The following is a 16,260-nucleotide window of genomic DNA, read 5'->3' on the forward strand; positions in this document are numbered from 1 at the left end:
GATTGAGGTCTTATGCAAGCTCAGATTTTTGAAAAAGTTCAAAAAAGAATTTATTTTATTGCTGTAGGAAAATTAGCAGGAATTATCATTACTATTTTTAGTCTAGAATTGATTAGCTATATTTTGTTAACTAGGGGTTGGTCAGTTTCTCTGGTACTAGGAATTTGTGTTGTCGTGATAAATTGCATTATGTTTATAGCACTATATGAATACAACCAAGCTTTTAAGTCGGTAATTCAAGCTCGTCAAACGATAATTGAAATTACATTTGAAACAATTCATAATGGACCACTCCAAAGTCTCGCTAAAGTTTTAAAAGTAGTGAGAGGAAAAGATTTACCCATAAATAAATTATTGCCTTTAATAGAAAAAGAACTAGAAGAATTGAACCAAGAATTACGGGGAATGTACGATTTTTTGCAGCAAGAAACCTTGACTCAAGATACCAGCCTTTATATAGGAAATAATGTAGTTATAGATTTGCGAAACCCTTTACATGAAATTTTATATCAAGTTTATAGCTACACCTTAGATCGAGATTTTCCTTGCTTTAGAACTCTAAAGCTGAAAATCCACAATTTTGAACCTATTCATGAAAACAGTTTAAGTATTGAAAATAAGCGAGGACTCTGCCGATTTTTAGAAGAAGCCTTGTGTAATGTTGGTAAACACGCCACAGGAATCACCTCTCTACAAGTTACTTATTCTTCATTTCAAGGACGTTACACTTTAAGTATTATGGATAATGGTTTGGGAATTCAATCATCTAAAGAAGGTTGGGGGACAAAACAATTTAAAAATTTAGCCCGACAAATAAAAGGTAAATTTCGACGAGTTTCACTTTATCCTCAAGGTACTCTTTGTGAATTATCTTGGCCTTTGGCAAGTTCTTTTTGGTGGCAATAAAAATCAATCAAATATCCCTTTTTGTCCATGTAGGGGCGAAGCATTCGGGCGATTAATTATCGGTTTTTTCCCAAGTTTATTTTCCGAATGCTTCGCCCTTACACTAAATGCTATAGCGGTTATCGCTAGGATGCAATACAATCGAGGGCGCAGACCCTGCGCCCCTACAGGCTTTGCGATTTGCTGACTGTATCTCACTCAAGTGCATACCGCTATAAATGCTGATGCTTACAGCCCGCTTCGCGAACGCCCTTACACCAAATACTGATGCTTGCATCTTCCATCAGGAATACGTCCCTACGACTCCTGCTGTAGCAGATTGCAGATCGCATTTTGCTCAACAACTGTGCCAATATAGAGAATCAAGAACTATATTGAGCAAGAGGAAAGCAGACAAACGCCGTGCAGATCACATTCTTAGGGACAAGTTCCGGTGTACCTACAAGATCACGCAATGTTTCTAGCGTGGCAGTCAGATTACCACAACGGGCAGAACTGTGGTTATTTGATTGTGGGGAAGGAACTCAGCACCAAATTTTGCGGAGTGACTTAAAAATTAGCCAACTATCCCGAATTTTTATCACCCATATGCACGGTGATCATATTTTTGGCTTAATGGGATTGCTGGCTAGTTGCGGTTTAGCTGGTAATGTAGAAAAAGTTGATATCTATGGACCATCGGGATTAAACGAATACCTACAAGCTGCTTCCCGTTATTCTCACACCCATTTTTCTTACCCCATCAAAGTGCATACTGTTCAACCGGGGGTGATTTATGAAGATGATGAATTTACAGTTAGCTGTGGACCCTTACATCATCGCATTACTGCTTTTGGCTATAGATTAGCAGAAAAAGATCGAGCAGGACGCTTTGATATAGATAAAGCCAAAGCCTTGGAAATTCCTTCTGGTCCAATTTATGGACAACTCAAGCGCGGTGAAACAGTAACACTTGCAGATGGAAGAGTAATTAATGGTAGTGAATTATGTGGACCAACTGAAATTGGTCGAAAAATTGCCTATTGTACAGATACGGTTTATTGTGACGGTGCAGTACAATTAGCACAAGATGCAGATGTATTAATTCATGAAGCAACTTTTGCTCATCAAGATGCAGAGATGGCTTTTCAGAGATTACATTCAACAACGACAATGGCAGCACAAACAGCATATAGTGCGGGAGTGCGTAAACTAATAATGACACATTTTAGTCCCCGTTATGCGCCAGGAAATACTATTGAGTTAAAAGATTTACTGAAAGAAGCACGGGCAATTTTTCCTAAAACAATCATGGCTCATGATTTTTTGGTTTACGATGTCCCTAGAAGACGAGAAATTCCCATAAGTGCGATCGCCTAATTCTGCTATAATTCCTGTTTAACCTAATTATGAGTAATATTCCCCAAATTGGACAATCTGCACCAGATTTTTCCACACCAGATCAAAACAATAATATCATCAATCTTGCTGATCTGAATGAGTGGATAGTTCTCTATTTTTACCCGAAAGATAATACACCAGGCTGTACTACTGAAGCACAAGATTTTACGGAATTATCTTCAGAATTTACCGCATTAGGTACAAAAATCATCGGTGTTAGCCCAGATTCGGCAACATCTCATTGCAAATTTATTGACAAACATAATTTATCAATTACCCTGTTAACTGATCCCGAACATAAATTAATAGAAGCCTATGGTGCGTGGCGTTTAAAGAAGTTTATGGGTAAAGAATATATGGGAGTTGCTCGGTCAACTTTTTTGATTTCACCTGATAAAATCATCGCCTACACTTGGCCTAATGTGAAAACTAAAGGTCATGCTCAAGCTGTATGCAAAAAAATTCAAGAATTAGCGGCTCTTTAAAGTTTTGTAGTCCGAACAATCGGACTTTGTTGATATATAGGACTCCTATTTGATTTTCTAAATGTTAATTAATTTAAACTTTACTTTACCAAATTATGTGAATGAAATAATATAACGATTCCAACCTTATACAATAGGAATATCAATTCTATTATTTGTATTATGGTTCAATTCATCCAAGCGCAAAATATAGGTATTGCCGATTTAGAAGCAAGATTTGGTTTAGAACAAACCGACAATGAAACATTTTTTCCTGAATGGTTAGGAAATTTACCAGAAATCTCTGATTTAGAAAAACAATATCTAGACAGAGTAAAATTTCATTTTCTTCGATTAGTTAAACGTCCTCCTTTATCGGAAGAAACAGTAAAGTTAGTTGTTTTATCTCCCTTACTTGGTTTAGCTGGATTTTATGATGAACCTTTCTTTATTAGAAGTGAATTATCAATAGAAATTGCAGTTGAAGATCAAGAAGAAGTTATCAGAGGAAGAATTGATGTTTTAGTGATTCAACAACAATTATGGTTATTGGTAATAGAGTCTAAAAAACCTATTTTTTCTCTGTTAGAAGCCATACCTCAGGCACTTACTTATATGCTGGCTAATCCTCATCCTTTAAAACCCGTATTTGGATTGGTAATGAATGGCAGTGATTTTATTTTTCTTAAACTTTCTCAAATCAATAAACCTTAATATGCTTTGTCTGATCAATTTACACTTTTGAAGCGAGAAAACGAACTTTATCAAGTTTTCCAAATCTTAAAAAAACTAGGCCAAATTTTGAATTAACACTGAATTTTAATTATGTCCAGTCGTCCTATCTACCTCGATTGTCATGCTACTACCCCCGTTGATGAAAGGGTAATGGCTGCTATGATTCCTTACTTTACAGAAAAGTTTGGTAATGCTGCTAGTATTAGTCATGTTTATGGTTGGGAATCTGAAGCTGCTGTGAGACAAGCAAGGGAAGTTTTAGCAGAAGCGATTAATGCTACACCCGAAGAAATTGTCTTTACTAGCGGAGCAACGGAAGCGAATAATTTAGCTATTAAAGGTATTGCTGAAGCTTATTTCCAAAAAGGGCAACATATTGTGACTATTGCCACGGAACATAAAGCTGTTTTAGATCCTTGTGAATATTTAAAAAGTCTCGGTTTCGGGATTACAGTTTTACCTGTTGAAAAAGATGGTTTAATTGATTTAAATCTGTTAGAAAAATCTTTGCGTCATGATACAATTTTAGTATCAGTGATGGCAGCTAATAATGAAATTGGGGTTTTACAACCAATAGCTGAAATTGGAGAATTATGCCGTCAACGACAAATTATTTTTCACACAGATGCAGCCCAAGCTATTGGTAAAATACCTTTAGATGTGGAAGAGATGAATGTTGATTTAATGTCTCTGACTGCCCATAAAGTCTATGGTCCCAAGGGGATTGGGGCTTTATATGTCCGCAGACGTAACCCTAGAGTGAAACTTGCTTGCCAACAACATGGGGGAGGACATGAAAGAGGAATGCGTTCGGGGACGTTATATACACCGCAAATTGTTGGTTTTGGTAAAGCTGTAGAAATTGCAATAGCCGAACAAGAAACCGAAAATCAACGATTAATGGCATTAAAAGAAAGGTTGTGGAAACAGTTATCTAGTGTAGGAGGAATTCATTTAAATGGACACCCTCAAAAACGATTAGCAGGAAACTTAAATATTAGTGTTGAAGGTGTAGACGGTGCGGCACTTTCTTTAGGTTTACAATCAATCATGGCTGTATCTTCTGGTTCTGCTTGTTCTTCCAATAATGTTGCTCCTTCCTATGTGCTGACAGCATTGGGACATTCGGATAAATTAGCTTATGCTTCGGTGCGGTTTGGAATTGGGAGATTTAATACTGTTGAGGAAATTGATCAAGTTGCCCAACAGGTAATTTCTACGGTTCAAGGTTTAAGAAGTGCGTCAGTTGTTAGTTGTTAACTTAAAAAGTTTAGTTAATACAAATGGGTGAAAATTTTTAGTTTGAAAAGGCGACTAGAAGTCGCGGCTACACAGACAAAACCCACCTCCGTGGGTTTCAAACCCTCGATTTTTCATTAGTCCACGCAGGTGGACTTGGCTTGTGTAGCAGTGAATTATATTCGCCCAAAACTATTCACCCATTTGTATTAACTATCCTTAATCCTGAATGTACTCTTTTCCTGTGACTAAAGCCATTTCAGCGCGGACAAATTCTCGACCTAAATAGGCTGCATGATCTAAGAAAGTAACAGGACAACCTGATGTTTCTTCAAAAACTTTGATACAGAGTTCTTTTGCGGTTCTGCCACTAAATACGGTTGTGTGGGTTCTTTCTACTTTTCCTCGTGCAGGAATTACTTTACCTGTTTCTGGATCTACTGCTAAACCGCGTTCATCAATGACATTGGTGAAATGTTTTGCATAAATTAATCTTTCATTGGGGTCTATGTAGATAATAAAATATCCATTGGGGTCAAGATCAATATGACGCTGAGAAAGTTTATTATCAATTGCTGTCAAATCTTCAAGTAGTAATGCCATAGCTATTGTCAAAAGTAAGTTTATAGAGAGAGTGTTTTTATGTTACATCTCCAGTGTAATTGTTGTGTCGTATTTTTCTTAAAAATTGCTTGACTGAAAATATTAGACCAGCATTATTATTCGGGAATTCTTTCGGTGAAAGGTAACTCTGCATTAATACCATCTATTTCTTGTTGTTCCATTTGATTTACTTCCCGAACCCAAGGCAGGATAATTTGCCCTAAACGGTTGTTGTAAAAGCGATGGAGGCTATGATTAGGGGTAGCAGGAAAACCCCGGCGTTTTTTATGTCTACCACCTGCACCGGGATCAAAAGTTTGGATGCCGTGAGCGATCGCCCACTCAATTGGTGCATAATAACAAGCATCAAAATGTAAGCAATCTATTTCTTGAAAGCTACCCCAATAACGTCCATATAGTTGATCTTCTTTAAATAAACAAAAGGACATTCCCACGGGTTGCCGTTGATCTTGCTCATTATAAGCGGCAAAAAATACGACTCGATGACGATAATTATGATGTAATTGTTCAAAAAAACGCTTTGTTAGATATTTGCTACCCCACCAGCCAAATTTATCGCAGGTATCAGCATAAAAATCATACATTAATGGAAACATAGATTTGGGAATTTCATCACCTGTCATTGCTTGCAGTCGCAATCCGGCTTTTTCTACAGCTTTGCGTTCTCGTTTAATATTGCGTCTTTGATTGGCATTAAATACTTTTAAGTAATCATCAAAGTTGGTAAAATTAGCATTTTCCCAAATATAACTATGATGTAGCCATGTTGTAAAACCTTGTTTTTCTAAAAGAGGTCTCCATTGTGGATCAACATAGAGAAAATGACAGCCAGAAATATGATTTTTAACACAAAAGCTATCAATTTCATGGAGCATTAAGGCTGTAATTTCTTCCTCATCTTCTCCCGGAGCAATTAAAAACCGATAACCTTCAGCGGGAGTAAATGGGGTCATTCCCAGCAGTTTTGGATAATACTCTATTCCCAAGCGAGAGGCTAATTCTGCCCACTGATGATCAAAAACAAATTCTCCTTGGCTATGTCCTTTTAAATATAATGGAGCAGCAGCAATTAAAGTTTGATCTCGCCACAAAATTAAATGATTTGGCAACCATCCAGCATTGGCGATCGCACTGTGGGATATTTCCAAATTGTTCAACCAATCCCACTCTAAAAAAGGGGTTTTTAACGTTATCGCTAAAGCATCCCAAGCCGTTTGGGGAATATCGGCAATTGTGTGTGTCCAAACAAGAGAATAATGAGGCTTGTGTTCTTTGAACATTGTATTTTGGTAAAAATATAATAATTAACAAAAGCTTTAACTAGTGTAGCGCACGTCCTTGGAGTGTGAGGATTAAGAAATAGGATTTTTTCTTTTATTCCTGGGAATGAAAGATTTTAAACCTTAAATTAAACAACTCTCAATTGTCAATTATCAATTATTCAGCATTTCTTAACAGGCGATAGTGGAGAAAAACTTCTTGTTCAACTGTAGAGACTTCTAGTAATTGTAACTTAGGAGCAAGATGGGATAAAAATCCTGTTCCTTCTACAGGTGAAGTTGCGGTACTACCACCTATAATTAGTGGACAAATAGTGAGCCAAATTTCATCAATTAGATCAGATGCAAGGAAAGATGCTACCAATTGTCCTCCTCCCAAAACAGCTAAACGGGTAATTTGTAAACTTGCTAAATATTTTAAAGCCGCCAAAATGTCAATTTCTCCAGTCAAAGTTTCAAAAACTAACACCTTTTCAAATGTTGAACCTTCTTGCCAAAAACAAGCACCGAGAGAGGTTGTCAGTAGCCAACGTCTCACCGGTTGTTGAAAAAATTTAATGTCCGGATTGAGGTTGGCAGAATGGGAAATCACTATATGAACAGGCTGGGGGTGCTGATTTTCCGTTATTCTTTGTTGCAAAAGTGTTGGCTCTGAGATGATCATTGTTGTACCGTAGGCACGAAGAGTAGCAGCACCAATTAAAACGGCATCAGCAGCAGCAATTTGTCTCTCTAGGTGTGCTTTATCAGCCCTTGAGCCAAATCGAGCAGGCGATCGCTTGAAATCTGCTATTTTGCCATCAGCACTCATGGCTAGAACTACTGTAGTATGAGGACGATCTTGCATCATTAGATAGTTTTGATATTTTTTGTTAGTGTATGGATTTTCACAAAATCTATTTTGAGTAATTTTACCCCATCAATATTAATATGCAACAACAATCAATATTTAAGCTACTTTTTATGAGTTTTGGTATATCATGTTTATTCTTACGAAACACTAATAGCTCAAGTTACTAGTTATCTAAAATAATACTGGTAATATGTAAGATTTTTTTAATTTCTAATTATTACCTGTGCCATTTTTTGGGAATTAGTAACATAAGTTCCTCGTAAATTTATCATCAACTATAAAATGTCTCCTTTGGCTAGTGTAATGGCATATTTTTGCTATTGTGGTTAGAAGAGGCGAAGTGAAACAAACAATGGCTAAATCTCGTCAGTCGTCATTTCGACGAATTTTAGTAACAAGAATACTGCTAGTATTTGTGCCGGTTTTATTAATAGGAGAAATTGTTGCTTTAAATAAAGCACGTTCTAGTCTTTTAAATACGGCTCGACAGAATTTAACAGAAAGTGCAGTTAATAAAGGAGAAAAAATTAGTGATGATATTGCTGCTTTACGAGCTAATTTAATTACAGCCAGCCAAACAAAAGTTATTCAATCTGGTTCATCTGTACAAATTCAACAATTTTTTAACAACCTAAAACAACAACTACCAAGCAAAATAGATTGTTTACAACTGGCGTATCTCCACCAAGATAAAAAAATTGCTAGTAGCTGTGATGATCAAGAAATTATCCCATCAGATTTAGACTTATCTCTTACCAGGAACGATGTTAATGTGCAAGTGATCTTACCACCCAAACCTGGAAAAACTGGAAAAAGAGAAAAGCACAATCAACTCCAGCTATTGTTATCTATTCCTGTTTTAAATCAACGTGGCAATGTGGCTTATTTATTAAGTATGAAAACCACATTGTATCAACAACCGCCTAATCATCCAGGCTCACTTTCTGGCTCTTTAATTGTCATTGCTGAAGATGGTAAAGTTTTAGCTCATCCATTAACCGAAAGAATCGGTACTAATATTAAAGACTATACCGATGTAGAAGAGTTACAAACCATCGTTAAAAATGCTATGGCTGGACATAGTAATTCCAGCGATTTTTTCTTTCCTGAAGGTCAAGAAATGGTGACTGGTTATACAGCTACTAATCAAGTTATAACCACAAACCCGCCACAAAAATGGATTGTATTAGCAGTGACAACTGTACAAAATGCACTATTTGGTTTAGAAGAAATTAAACTAATTCTCATTGTTTTAACGGTGGGTTTAATTGGTGCAAGTTTATTCGCATCTTTGTATTTAGTTCCTTACTTAGCAGGACCAATAGAAGAACTCCGAGATTATGCTGTAAATCTTCATAGTCACCACGCAGCACAACCCATCCCCAGAAACTTCAAAATTCGGGAATTTAACCAACTAGCGCAAGCATTAGACCAAATGGTTGAAAGACTAAAAGATTGGGCTGAAGAATTAGAAATAGCTTGGAAAGAAGCAAAATCAGCTAATAAGGTTAAAAGTCAGTTTTTAGCCACAACCTCTCATGAATTAAGAAATCCACTTAATATCATTATTAACTGTGTGCGTTTGGTGCATGATGGTTTGTGTGATGATCGAGAAGAAGAATTAGAATTTCTGAAGCGAGCTGATGAAACCGCAATTCATTTATTAGGAATAATTAATGATTTGTTGGATATTTCTAAAATAGAAGCTGGTAAACTTTCTGTAACTACAATACCTCTAGATTTACGCCAATTACTACTAGAAGTAATTAATTTACAATCAGTTAATATTCAACAAAAAGGTTTACAATTAATTTGTGAGATAGGTGATAAAGCAATTCCAGTAAAAGCTGATCATATTAAACTCAAGCAAGTGCTAATTAATGTTATCAGTAATGCGACAAAATTTACTGATGAAGGAAGTATTAGAATTAGTATAAATATTAATTTTAATAATCATCAACCTTATGTTTTAGTATCTATTAAAGATACAGGAATTGGGATTGATCCAGGAGAACAAGGTAAATTATTCCGTCCCTTTGTCATGGTTGATGGTACAACTACCCGCAAGTTTGAAGGGACTGGATTAGGGTTAGCAATTTCCCTGAATTTAATTGAACTTATGGGTGGTAAAATCACTTTAGAGAGTTTGGGATTAAATCAAGGAACAACAGTAATTATTAAATTACCTTTGATTGATCTGGCTTTATTACCTAACGGAGAAAAAAAAGATGTTGTCAGTCATGGAGTTAGAAGTAAACCCCTGCGATGAATTATAGCAGGTGACAGGGAACAGGTGACAGGTGACAGTTTTATAAGCCTTTGAGTGTCTAAGTTGTAGAATTAGTTTATGTCCTAACTGCCTTGTCTGTTGCTATAAAAATTCTAACTCCCCTAGATTTATTTAGGGGAGAAATTAATAAAAACTAATTTTAGTTATGCTCTAGCTAAAGCCATTTGACGACAGGATTCTGCACAGCGACGACACATATCAGCACAAGCTCTCATTTGGGAATCATCACCGAAGCGATCGCAATTTTGGGCGCAGCGATCGCAAATTTCCGCGCAGGTAGCACAGGTACGTACATGAAGATCAGAACTTCTTAACATAAAATTAGCACTGGTTTGACAAATTTCAGCGCAATCTAGCATGAGACGAATATGAGCGGGTTCGGCGTGCATACCACCTTGATGAACACAATATGTACTCACTGTATTCAAGCAAACACTATAACAATCTAAACAATCTTGAATACAGTTCTGTATTTGTGAGTTAACTTGCTGTAAGTTGAGTTGTTGAATAGCCATATTTACCGCCTATTGAAGTGATTAAGTTTACCAATAAGGTAATTAAACCCTATGCACTTCACCTTAGAAAATAAAAAGAATAACTGCGTCTGACTAATGGTGTATTAATTATGTCTTCCTAATGAGAGATCCGGTTTTAATTCAAATTTCATGCTAATTTCATTTTTGTATGCAAACATAATCAGGTGGTGATGTTCCTGTGAGTGAATTGCTTCATGAATAAGTTTTTAATACAGAAAATACCATACCCACAATTTTGGCGGATTGGTTGTATATCTGGGATAATTATCAATATTATTGTCGCCGTGATTCCAGCTAAAATTTCAGCACACCCTGGACATAATCATGAGTTTAAAACTGATATAGAATTTACTACCCCAGAAGGAATTAGTGTTGATGCACAAACGGCTCAACGCATTGGAATTATAGTTAAATCTGTAAAACCGCAAATTCTACCAATTGGTATGAAAACAACGGGAAAAATTGAAACTTTACCCAATCAAAAAGTACCAGTTACTCCACCAATTGAGGGTAAAGTTGTTGAGTTATTAGTTAAACCTGGTGCTATTGTCAAAAGAGGTGAAACTGTTGCAGTTATATCAAATTCTAATTTAGCAGAGTTGCGGGTTAGTTCTCAAGAAAAACGTGCGGAAGCAGAAGCAGATTTACAACAAGCGCAAGCTGATTTCCAGTTAGCACAACAAAATTTAGAACGTCAGCAGCAAATAGCCAAAGCGGAAATTAATCAAGCACAGACTGAAGTTAAGGTAGCACAAGAACGATACGATCGCGATCGCCTTTTAGTCGCAGATGGTGCGCTTCCCCGTCGGCAAATGTTGGAGTCAGAAGCACATTTAGCAGAGGGCAAATCCCAACTTACTAAAGCTTCTAGTCGTCGAGAAGTTATTGAAGCTGAAGCTCAATTAAAACGCGCTCAATCATCTGTTAAAGTTGCTAAATCTCGAATTCGTCTCAGTAATGCTGCTTATAATGCGCGGTTACAACAATTAGGAACTTTGGCTAATTCTCAAGGATTAGTAACAGTAATTGCGCCAATTTCTGGCATAGTTTCCGAAACACCAGTAACTTTAGGGGAAACGGTGACAGTTGATGCTGATAGTAAACCTTTGATGACTATTATTAATAATAATCGGGTTTATGCTACAGCGAATATTTATGAAAAAGATTTAGAAAAAATTAAAAAAATCAACAAGTTAGAGTGACAGTTGCAAGTTTACCAAATCAAACTTTTTTAGGGAAAGTTAGTTTAATTGGTACTGTGGTAGAAGATGAAAAGCGTGTGATTCCAGTCAAAGCAGAATTAGTTAATTCTGGCGGTTTTTTAAAACCTGGGATGTTTGCACAATTAGAAATTTTAACAGATCAAACTACAAATGAAGTTATAGCAATTCCTTCTCAATCGGTTGTAGATGTGAATAATCAGCAGGTGGTTTATGTGCAGAATGGTGAAAATTATCAACCTGTAGAAGTGATTTTAGGGGAAACTTCCGGGGATTTAGTTGAGGTTAAATCGGGGTTATTTGCCGGAGATTTGTTAGTAACTCAAGGTTCTATGCAATTATATGCTCAATCTTTGCGGGGTGGGAATAAGGCTAAGGAATCGGAAACAGAAATATCAGAAAATCCGGTTAATCAAAGTTTACCTTGGTGGTGGGTTTTACCTGCTGGGGGTGTGTTGATGGTTGGGGGTTTTTGGGTGGGAAGATTAGATAAGAAAAGCTCACGCAGAGACGCAGAGGACGCAGAGAAGACGTTGGAGCGTGTGAAGTAAAAATGTTTGATTCTTTATTAAATTCTGTATTGAAGTGGTCAATTGCACAACGTTGGTTAGTCGTTATTGGTGCGGTTTTGATTACTGTTTGGGGGATTTTTACGGTTTCAAGAATGCCTTTAGATGTGTTTCCTGATTTTGCACCACCGCAAGTAGAAATTCAAACGGAAGCACCAGGTTTAGCGCCGGAAGAGGTGGAATCTTTGGTAACTTTACCTATTGAAAGTGCAATTAATGGGACTCCAGGGGTGGAAGTTGTCCGTTCTTCTTCTGCGGTGAGTATTTCGGTTGTGAGGGTAGTTTTTGCCTGGAATACTGATATTTATCAAGCGCGTCAATTGGTAGCTGAACGGTTACAACAGGTGACGAGTAAGTTACCTCAAGGTGTGGAGAATCCTCAAATTTCTCCTATTAGTTCTCCGTTGGGAACAATTATTAAATATGCTTTTACTATTGAGGAAGGGGGGAAAGATAATACTTCTTTAATGGAAGTGAGAAAAATTGTTGATTGGCAAGTTACAAATCGTCTTTTGGCTGTTCCTGGTGTGAGTCAGTTGGTCATATCAGGTGGTGATATTCGCCAATATCAAGTATTAGTAGATCCAGCCAAGTTGCAAGCTTATAATGTGTCTTTACATGAGGTACAAGTAGCGGCTACATCTGCAAATATGAATGCTCCCGGTGGTTTTTTAACTAATTCTGATCAAGAAGTTTTAATTAGAGGTGTAGGAAGAATTGAATCAATTGCACAACTGAAACAATCTGTAGTAGCTAGTCGTAATGGTATACCAATTTTATTAAGTAATGTCGCTGAGGTGGAAATTGGGGCGGCGTTACAACGAGGTGATGCTAGTTTTAATGGCAAAAGAGCGATAGTTTTAACTGTTAATAAACAACCGGGAAGAGATACACCAACGGTAACAAAAGCTGTAGAAAATGCCATGACGGAAATTACAGCCAGTTTACCTGAAGATGTCAAAGTTAATGTCACTTTTAGACAGGAAGATTTTATTGAGGCATCCATTAAAAATGTTGAAGATTCTCTGCGGGATGGGATTATTATTGTCTCGATTATTTTGATTCTATTTTTAATGAATTGGCGGACTGCTGTTATTACTCTTTGTGCCATACCTTTATCCTTATTATTAGGTTTAGTAATCCTCAATTTTACAGGACAAGGTATTAATACTATGACCTTGGGAGGACTAGCAGTAGCTATAGGTTCGGTGGTTGATGATTCAATTGTTGATATGGAACAAGCGTACCGCCGTTTACGAGAAAATCAATTAGCAGGAACACCAGTTTCACCTTTAGAAATTGTATTTACTTCTTCTGTGGAAGTGCGAACCAGTGTAATTTTATCAACTGTAATTATTGCAGTGGTATTTGCACCTATTTTTGCTCTTTCTGGTGTAGAAGGTCGCATTTTCACACCGATGGGTGTAGCGTATTTATTATCAATTCTTGCTTCTACTTGTGTAGCGTTAACTGTTAGTCCAGCCTTGTGCGCTTTTTTGTTGGTGAATTGCCATTTACCATCGGATGAAACTTGGGTTTCTCGCATTTCTCAAAAACTCTATCAACCAGCTTTATTATTGGCAATTAAGTTTCCTAAAATTGTGTTAGTTATTGCAGTCAGTTCCATGGTAGCTGCATTAGTGATTTTACCAAGTTTAGGGAGAGTATTTTTACCAGAATTTCAAGAGCGATCGCTTGTTATTTCTACTAATCTTTTTCCCGGTTCTTCCTTAGCAGCAACCAACCGCGCAGGTTTAGCAATTCAAGATGCACTTAAAGATAATCAACGATTTGATGTTTTACAATTACGTTCCGGCCGCGCACCAGGTGACAGTGATGTGGGGGGTGTAAACTTTGCCGAATTGGATGTGGAAATGAGCCTGGAGGGGATAAAAGACAGAGAAAAAACCATTGAGATATTAAGATCAGAATTTGCCAAATTACCAGGAGTAGCGGTAAATATCGGCGGATTTATATCGCACCTAATGGATCATGTATTATCAGGAGTGAGAAGTGCGATCGCTGTCAAAGTCTTTGGACCAGATTTAGAACAACTCCGTATTTTAGGTAAACAAGTTGAAGAAGTAATAAAACCGATTGCTGGTGTTGTAGATTTGCAATTAGAACAGCAAGTACCTATCAAACAAATTCAAATCAAATTTGACAGAAATGCCGCTGCTCGTTATGGTCTAAAAGTTGGAGAACTAGCAGAAACAATTGAAACTGCACTGAATGGTAAAGTAGTATCACAAATATTAGAACAACAACAAACCTTTGATTTATTAGTCTGGTTAAAAGAAAAAGATAGAAACAACATCAACACCATTAGTAACTTATTAGTTGATACACCAAATAATCAAAAAATTCCCTTAGCGCAAGTAGCACAAATTTCCTATAGCACCGGACCCAATACTATTAACAGAGAAAGTGTATCCCGTTTAATAGTAGTTTCCGCCAACGTTAACGGTAGAGATTTAGGTTCAGTCATTAATGATATCCGCACCGAAGTTAAACAAAAAGTACAACTTCCGGCTGGATACTTCATTGACTACGGTGGTCAATTTGAATCAGAAGAAAGAGCCACCCAAACAGTATTAATTTCCGGAATATTTGCCTTAATTGTTATCACCATATTAATGTACTTTGCTGTTAAATCAATTCCCGCCACCGCCATGATTTTGATTAACTTGCCATTAGCATTAATTGGTGGCATAATTGCCATTGCTATAACTGGAGGAGTTATGTCTGTAGCCTCAACAGTGGGATTTATTACCCTATTTGGAATCGCTACCCGTAACGGATTACTATTAGTTGAAAACTACAATCATAAATTCTCCCAAGGTTTACCAATCAAGCAAATTTTAATAGAAGGTTCAAACGAAAGATTAACAGCAATTCTCATGACAGCTTTAACTTCAGCATTAGGAATGATACCCCTCACAATTGGTAGCGGTGCAGGAAAAGAAATATTACAACCTTTAGCCATAGTAGTATTAGGAGGTTTATTCACATCCACCGCATTAACCCTATTAGTTTTACCCGCTTTATATTCTCAATTTGGTAAAACATTACTTCCCAAAAACTAACCCAACTCTCTCTGCGACTCTGCGACTCTGCGTGCAAAAAAAATTATCAAATTAGGAATTAAAACCATGAAATCAATTAAATTCACCTTAGTTACTTTAGGAAGTATAGGAATATTATTTCTAGGTGCTTGTAACAATAGCGAACCAGCAGCAAAAACCGAAACTGTAGCTAAAACAGACCATACCAAACCCAGTAAAGGAGGTCAAGTTGTCGAAGTTGGTAAATATCATTTAGAATTTGTAACTGAACCGGAAAATAAAGGTACACACTTAGATTTTTATCTTCTCTCTGGAGATAAACATGAAATAATTCCTAACGCAAAAGTAACAGCACAAGTTAAAACACCAAAAGGAGAACAAAAAACCCTCAATTTCACCTATGATCAAGAAGGTAAACACTACGCAGCAGATTTACCAGAATCAGCCGCAGGTGAATATCAGGTAGTTGTACTTTCTGATATTAATGGTGAAAAAGTCAATGGTAGATTTTCATTCAACCGCTAATTTTAATCAAGGAAATATATCAAAATGAAACGTATTTTGACAGGAATTTTCATAGCTACAACATTATTAGTATCTTCTGGTTGTTCATCTACAGTTAAATCTGGTGAAACACCAGTTTCTAATAATGAAACTACTCCCAAAACCGAAAAACCAGAAACAAAACCTATGGGTGATCATCAAGGACACTCTATGGATCACTCACAACATGATCAAAAACCAAAAACAGTTACCAATGCTAAATTAACTACTCCTAAAACCTTAACTTCTAATCAACCGATTGACTTAATTCTTGATATTCAGGATGAAGCGGGAAAACCAGTCAGTAAATTTGATATTTTCCAAGAAAAACTAATGCACTTAATAGTTGTTAGTGATGACTTAGAACATTTCGACCATATTCACCCAGACTATAAAGAAAATGGTAAATTTGCAGTCAGCGCCAACTTTCCCCAACCAGGAGAATATACACTTTTCAGTGATTATAAACCCGCTGGACAAGCAGAGACTTTATCATTAACAAAAAATCTCTATTCCTGGTTCAGTTCCCCCTTCCTAAAAAGTTTATCTAAATATG

The 16,260-nt window shown here is 36.7% G+C and carries 11 protein-coding genes and 3 pseudogenes; 10 read left to right on the forward strand and 4 right to left on the reverse strand.

The window, feature by feature from the left end:
• The first annotated feature begins 12 nt into the window (after positions 1 to 12).
• From FJR38_RS09575 to FJR38_RS09595, 5 genes and pseudogenes are all read left to right on the forward strand, one after another.
• Positions 13 to 906 (forward strand): sensor histidine kinase, encoded by an 894-nt coding sequence (locus FJR38_RS09575; protein ID WP_168536713.1) that lies wholly within the window; start codon positions 13 to 15, stop codon positions 904 to 906.
• Between the two features lie 402 nt (positions 907 to 1,308).
• A complete protein-coding gene (locus FJR38_RS09580; RefSeq protein WP_168536715.1) occupies positions 1,309 to 2,265 on the forward strand; it encodes a ribonuclease Z in 957 nt (318 codons plus the stop codon).
• A 29-nt stretch (positions 2,266 to 2,294) separates the two neighbouring features.
• Entirely contained in the window at positions 2,295 to 2,771 is a 477-nt protein-coding gene (locus FJR38_RS09585) for a peroxiredoxin (protein WP_168495088.1), read from the forward strand.
• A gap of 162 nt (positions 2,772 to 2,933) precedes the next feature.
• A pseudogene (locus tag FJR38_RS09590) lies at positions 2,934 to 3,560 on the forward strand (type I restriction endonuclease).
• Positions 3,561 to 3,575: 15 nt separating this feature from the next.
• Entirely contained in the window at positions 3,576 to 4,745 is a 1,170-nt protein-coding gene (locus tag FJR38_RS09595) for an IscS subfamily cysteine desulfurase (protein ID WP_168536717.1), read from the forward strand.
• 198 nt (positions 4,746 to 4,943) lie between these two features.
• Here FJR38_RS09595 and FJR38_RS09600 read toward each other — a convergent pair whose 3' ends face one another.
• The 3 genes from FJR38_RS09600 to FJR38_RS09610 all read right to left on the reverse strand — a co-directional run bounded on the left by FJR38_RS09600 (position 4,944) and on the right by FJR38_RS09610 (position 7,478).
• A complete protein-coding gene (locus tag FJR38_RS09600) occupies positions 4,944 to 5,327 on the reverse strand; it encodes a DUF4346 domain-containing protein (protein WP_168495092.1) in 384 nt (127 codons plus the stop codon).
• Between the two features lie 116 nt (positions 5,328 to 5,443).
• The gene (locus FJR38_RS09605) at positions 5,444 to 6,628 is read right to left on the reverse strand and encodes a GNAT family N-acetyltransferase (RefSeq protein ID WP_168536719.1); all 1,185 of its coding nucleotides are present in this window, start codon (positions 6,626 to 6,628) and stop codon (positions 5,444 to 5,446) included.
• Between the two features lie 157 nt (positions 6,629 to 6,785).
• Positions 6,786 to 7,478 (reverse strand): RibD family protein, encoded by a 693-nt coding sequence (locus FJR38_RS09610; RefSeq protein WP_168536721.1) that lies wholly within the window; start codon positions 7,476 to 7,478, stop codon positions 6,786 to 6,788.
• 355 nt (positions 7,479 to 7,833) lie between these two features.
• On the opposite strand from FJR38_RS09610, the gene FJR38_RS09615 reads away from it, so the two are divergent.
• Positions 7,834 to 9,750 (forward strand): ATP-binding protein, encoded by a 1,917-nt coding sequence (locus tag FJR38_RS09615; RefSeq protein WP_168536723.1) that lies wholly within the window; start codon positions 7,834 to 7,836, stop codon positions 9,748 to 9,750.
• A gap of 164 nt (positions 9,751 to 9,914) precedes the next feature.
• On the opposite strand, the gene FJR38_RS09620 is transcribed toward FJR38_RS09615, so the two are convergent.
• Positions 9,915 to 10,286 (reverse strand): four-helix bundle copper-binding protein, encoded by a 372-nt coding sequence (locus FJR38_RS09620; RefSeq protein ID WP_168536725.1) that lies wholly within the window; start codon positions 10,284 to 10,286, stop codon positions 9,915 to 9,917.
• Between the two features lie 833 nt (positions 10,287 to 11,119).
• Here FJR38_RS09620 and FJR38_RS29300 point away from each other — a divergent pair.
• The 4 genes and pseudogenes from FJR38_RS29300 to FJR38_RS28375 form a co-directional block, all read left to right on the forward strand.
• Positions 11,120 to 12,078: pseudogene (locus FJR38_RS29300) on the forward strand (efflux RND transporter periplasmic adaptor subunit).
• A gap of 2 nt (positions 12,079 to 12,080) precedes the next feature.
• Positions 12,081 to 15,182: an efflux RND transporter permease subunit gene (locus FJR38_RS09630; protein WP_168536727.1), complete on the forward strand. Its 3,102-nt coding sequence runs from the start codon at positions 12,081 to 12,083 to the stop codon at positions 15,180 to 15,182.
• 66 nt (positions 15,183 to 15,248) lie between these two features.
• Positions 15,249 to 15,686, forward strand: a complete 438-nt coding sequence (locus FJR38_RS09635) for a copper resistance protein CopC (protein WP_168536729.1) — start codon at positions 15,249 to 15,251, stop codon at positions 15,684 to 15,686.
• A 24-nt stretch (positions 15,687 to 15,710) separates the two neighbouring features.
• Positions 15,711 to 16,260 (forward strand): annotated as a pseudogene (locus FJR38_RS28375) (hypothetical protein); the annotation flags it as partial.

The sequence above is a fragment of the Anabaena sp. UHCC 0253 genome, assembly GCF_009712085.1.
Taxonomy (GTDB): domain Bacteria; phylum Cyanobacteriota; class Cyanobacteriia; order Cyanobacteriales; family Nostocaceae; genus Dolichospermum.

What these genes read in the sequence shown, in the direction of transcription:
- FJR38_RS09600 (WP_168495092.1), bottom strand. Translation starts at nt 5,327, where the DNA reads ATGGCATTACTACTTGAAGATTTGACAGCAATTGATAATAAACTTTCT.
- FJR38_RS09630 (WP_168536727.1), top strand. Translation starts at nt 12,081, where the DNA reads ATGTTTGATTCTTTATTAAATTCTGTATTGAAGTGGTCAATTGCACAA.
- FJR38_RS09575 (WP_168536713.1), top strand. Translation starts at nt 13, where the DNA reads ATGCAAGCTCAGATTTTTGAAAAAGTTCAAAAAAGAATTTATTTTATT.
- FJR38_RS09620 (WP_168536725.1), bottom strand. Translation starts at nt 10,286, where the DNA reads ATGGCTATTCAACAACTCAACTTACAGCAAGTTAACTCACAAATACAG.
- FJR38_RS09635 (WP_168536729.1), top strand. Translation starts at nt 15,249, where the DNA reads ATGAAATCAATTAAATTCACCTTAGTTACTTTAGGAAGTATAGGAATA.
- FJR38_RS09610 (WP_168536721.1), bottom strand. Translation starts at nt 7,478, where the DNA reads ATGATGCAAGATCGTCCTCATACTACAGTAGTTCTAGCCATGAGTGCT.
- FJR38_RS09605 (WP_168536719.1), bottom strand. Translation starts at nt 6,628, where the DNA reads ATGTTCAAAGAACACAAGCCTCATTATTCTCTTGTTTGGACACACACA.
- FJR38_RS09615 (WP_168536723.1), top strand. Translation starts at nt 7,834, where the DNA reads ATGGCTAAATCTCGTCAGTCGTCATTTCGACGAATTTTAGTAACAAGA.
- FJR38_RS09595 (WP_168536717.1), top strand. Translation starts at nt 3,576, where the DNA reads ATGTCCAGTCGTCCTATCTACCTCGATTGTCATGCTACTACCCCCGTT.
- FJR38_RS09585 (WP_168495088.1), top strand. Translation starts at nt 2,295, where the DNA reads ATGAGTAATATTCCCCAAATTGGACAATCTGCACCAGATTTTTCCACA.